General features: G+C 61.5%; 3 protein-coding genes and 1 pseudogene. 1 reads left to right on the forward strand and 3 read right to left on the reverse strand.

Going from position 1 to position 3,852, the window contains the following annotated elements; genetic code table 11:
• The 3 genes and pseudogenes from AAG799_RS22655 to AAG799_RS22665 all read right to left on the reverse strand — a co-directional run.
• A pseudogene (locus AAG799_RS22655) lies at positions 1–364 on the reverse strand (hypothetical protein); the annotation flags it as partial.
• 67 nt (positions 365–431) lie between these two features.
• Entirely contained in the window at positions 432–1,439 is a 1,008-nt protein-coding gene (locus AAG799_RS22660) for a sugar ABC transporter substrate-binding protein (protein ID WP_341899382.1), read from the reverse strand.
• 36 nt (positions 1,440–1,475) lie between these two features.
• Positions 1,476–2,450, reverse strand: coding sequence for an ABC transporter permease (locus AAG799_RS22665; RefSeq protein WP_341899383.1), 975 nt, complete (start codon positions 2,448–2,450; stop codon positions 1,476–1,478).
• A gap of 269 nt (positions 2,451–2,719) precedes the next feature.
• On the opposite strand from AAG799_RS22665, the gene AAG799_RS22670 reads away from it, so the two are divergent.
• Positions 2,720–3,673, forward strand: coding sequence for a helix-turn-helix domain-containing protein (locus tag AAG799_RS22670; RefSeq protein WP_341899385.1), 954 nt, complete (start codon positions 2,720–2,722; stop codon positions 3,671–3,673).
• Positions 3,674–3,852 lie beyond the last annotated feature (179 nt).

The raw sequence follows: 3,852 nt of genomic DNA on the forward strand, positions 1-3,852 counted from the left end.
CGCCGACGCCAAGCGTGATCACGAAGGCCGCACCGACCGGTAGCCCGAAGATGTTCATCATCGCCAGCGCGGTGATGTTGGCCAACGCCAGGACCGAACCGACGCTGAGATCGATGCCGCCCGCCAGCATGACGATGGTCATGGCGATGACGAACAGGCCGAACTCACCAAGCTGGCGTGTCAGTGCCGTCATACTGCCGAGGCTGAGAAAATCCGGCACGGCGCTGCCAAAACCGGCCAGCACGGCGATCAGGATGGCAAACGGGATCGCGTTGTCGATCCATCTCTTGGCGAGTATTTCACCCACGATATGGTCTGGCACCAGCCGGTAGCGCCAGTAGGCAATAGTATCTGTGATCGACATCTGTGGACCCGGAAAAGGAATCAGGCTCCGGGGCGGGGCGCGCAGCCCGGCCCCGGAATGAAGCGTTCTACTTCTTGGCTTCGAGCGACCAGCAGACGCCGGGCTTCATGTTGTCCTTGGTGATGAAGGTGAGCGGCGAGAATAGCGTCGTCTTCGTCGTGCCCGGCTTCGGCTTGTTCTGGAACAGCGACTGTATGATGTTGGCGATGTCACGCGCCTGGGCCGGTACGTCGTAGCTCACCACTTCGCTGTAGACATCCTTGCTCAGGTTGTCGCAGGCAGCCTGGTTGCCACCGCCCTGGGTGATCCAGTGCACCTTCTTGCCGGATTCGCGGATCGCGGCCCCGGTGCCGACATCCATCACATCCCAGAATCCGACGCCGCCACAGAGATCAGGATGCTGCTGCAGCACGGTGGCCATGATGCTCCGGGCCTTGGTCGCGTCCCAGTCGGCCGCCTGGTTGGCAACGACCTTCATCTGCGGATTCTTGGACAGTACATTGTCCAGGCCCTTCATCTGGTAGGCGCTGGCCGCCGCGGTCAACACACCCTGCATGATGGCGATCTTTCCGTTGCCGCCATTGGCGGGGCCGCACTTCTCGATCAGGCGGTTGGCGATCCGCTCGCCCATGCCGACATAGTCGGCGCCGGCGAAGCCATCGGTCGAGTAGCTGGACCGCATATTGACCTGGATCACGTAGATGCCGGCCTCTTCCGCGCGCTTGAGCAGCCGGGCATAGGATTGCACATCCGGATTGTGCACCACGATGGCATCCGGCTTTTCCGCGATCAGCGAGGTAATCGCCTGCGCACCGGCATCGGTGTTCCAGTTTGGATCGCGGATATCGAACTTCACGCCGAGCGGCTCGAGCGCGCTGCGGATGCCCGCCGCCCAGCCTTCGGTGAGATCGAAGCCCATGGCAATCGGAACGAAGACGACCCGCTTGCCCTTGAACGCGGCATAATGCCCGACCCGCGCGGGGTCGTCGACCCCCTGCGCGGTGGCCGAGGTGCTGGCCAGGGAACTGGCCGACAGGATGGCGACTGCCGCCAGCAGCGCTGTAATACCCTTCATGATTTCCTCCATTGGGTTTGCTTTTTTTGTAAAAAACTAGATGTCGCCCTGTTGCGCGGTCTGCTCGTCCCTGGGGTTGATGAGGGTGTCAGCGACGATGGCCGCGAGCAGGATTAGACTCTTGATCACATTCTGAACCGTGTACTGGACATCCATGATCGTCATACCGTTGATCAGAACGCCGATCAGCAGCGTGCCGACGATGACGTTGCGCACGCCGCCCTTGCCGCCGGACAGGCCGATACCGCCCAGCACCACGACGAGGATGACGTCATAGACAAAGGTTGAGTTGGCCACGCGAATATTCATGCTGGCCACGGATGTGGCGGTGACCAGGCCGGCGATGAAGCCGATCAGCCCGGACAGCGCGTACTGCATGACGATGATGGGGCGCATCGGAATGCCGGTGATGCGCGCCGCCAGTGGGTTGTCGCCGATGGCGCGGATATAGCGGCCGGACTTGACGTAACGCAGGAACAGTGCACCGAGGAGACAGACGCCGCCGAAAACCAGCACCGGCACCGGGATGCCCAGCAGGGAGCCGCTGCCGATCCACAGGATCGAGCGCGCCGCATCCGGCAGATAGACGACATCGAGCGTGATCAGGAAATAGCGGCCGAAGCCGTAGGTGAAGGTGCCCATCGCCAGCGTCGCGAAGATCGCCGGGATTTCGACATAAGCGACCAGGAATCCCGTGATGATTCCCGACAGCAGGCAAAAGCCCAGCCCCAGCAGGAGCGCGAGCCCCAGCGGCGTACCGGTGGTGACGAGATGCAGCGTCCAGGCGAGCGACACCGCCATCACCGCGACCAGCGACAGGTCGATGCCGCGGCCGATCACCACCAGCGCCATGGCGATGCCAAGAACGCCGAGCACCGAAACACTGCGTACCAACGAGAGAAGATTCTGGGCGGTCAGGAAACCCGGCAGCGAGATGGCGAAGGCTGTCGTGAGGACAAGCGCCAGCACCAGCACGATACTCTCCTGGGACAGGTTCACGATGCGAGACATCCGTTTTTCCTCCCGACCACTTTGGGCAGCCTGCAGAACAGGTCACCGGGAGCCTTCCTACACCCCGGGTCGCGACACTTCTTTTCCATACGCGCAATAATCTTGCCTGTGCGTGCACTGGCGATGCGCACGAGGCGTTTTCCTGTTGCCCGATATCGGGGAATGGCAAAGAATGTTGCCGTTCCGCCGTTCAAGTTCGAACGAGACTAAAAGCGGCCACCGGCTCTGCCCGGCAGGCCGCTGTCCATTGGATGGCGCGGGAGGACAGCATGGATCTGGTATTCTCGACCGAAGCATTGGATCGTGCCAAACGCTATGCCGCCTGGCGCGATGCCATCTGTGATGTTTACGTTCACGTCAACGTCAAGGCTGACGACCCGGACAACTACGACGGGTTCATCCGCGAAACACAGTTCGGCAATGTCGCGATGACCGAATGCCTGGTGTCGCAGCAGCTGATCTCAAGGCGGAAGGCGCATCTGTCGAAGCTGGACAAGGATTGCTACTACGTCCAATTCATCCAGACCGGCAGCGTCAACGTCTTGCAGTCCGGCACCTCATTCCACACCTCGGCGGGGGTTGGCGCCCTCTTCTGCGCATCCGAGCCCTATGATCTGCAATGCATGGGCAAGGTTCGGTCCTATTACCTAGAGATTCCGCGCGAGGCCTTCGGCAATCGCTTCGCCAGCGGCCAGACTCCGCTATCTGCAACCATGAGCACCGGGCGCGGACTTGGGCGCATCGCCGTCGAATTCTGTTCGATGCTGGCCAGCCAGGGCACGGGCCTGGATACGGGGATTCGCGCCCGCCTCGGCGAGGAGCTGATGGACGTTCTCGCCCTGGCATTCGATTCCGCGCACCGGGACGAGCCAATGACGGAGCAGGTCGTGCAAAGGGCGCGCCTGCGCTCCGTCAAGGCCTGGATCGAGGATCACCTATGCGAACCAGCGCTGAGCCCGGCGCTGATCGCCAAGAGCAACGGCGTCTCGCTGCGCTACTTACATGCCCTCTTCCGCCTCGAGGGCCAGTCGGTGTCGAACTGGATCTGGAATCGCCGGATCGAGCTCGGCCATGACATGCTGCTGCGGTCCGACCACAATGCTCGCTCACTGACCGAGATCGCCTATCGTGTCGGCTTCAGCAGCTCCTCGCATTTCAGCACGATGTTCCGCCGCCGCTTCGGCATCCGGCCGTCGGACGTCACCAGAGGCAGACCTTCCTAGATTCGCCAAGCGTGGTGCCAAAGATGAAGTAGCGGTCTTTCTAGAGCATGCAGCTTGGAAATCATCTTCAAGCAACGCCGCGTCTTTGCTTCGTCGAAAAAATTCCATGGGCCAATTTGGGGCAAACCGCTGCCAAGACATGCCAGCAATAGCGAAAGCCCCCCCCCGAAAATTAGACC

It is taken from the genome of Ferrovibrio terrae (assembly GCF_943371255.1).
GTDB lineage: Bacteria > Pseudomonadota > Alphaproteobacteria > Ferrovibrionales > Ferrovibrionaceae > Ferrovibrio > Ferrovibrio terrae_B.

Excerpts from the sequence above, each read along its gene's own strand:
- AAG799_RS22670 (WP_341899385.1), top strand. The coding sequence starts at position 2,720 with ATGGATCTGGTATTCTCGACCGAAGCATTGGATCGTGCCAAACGCTAT.
- AAG799_RS22665 (WP_341899383.1), bottom strand. The coding sequence starts at position 2,450 with ATGTCTCGCATCGTGAACCTGTCCCAGGAGAGTATCGTGCTGGTGCTG.
- AAG799_RS22660 (WP_341899382.1), bottom strand. The coding sequence starts at position 1,439 with ATGAAGGGTATTACAGCGCTGCTGGCGGCAGTCGCCATCCTGTCGGCC.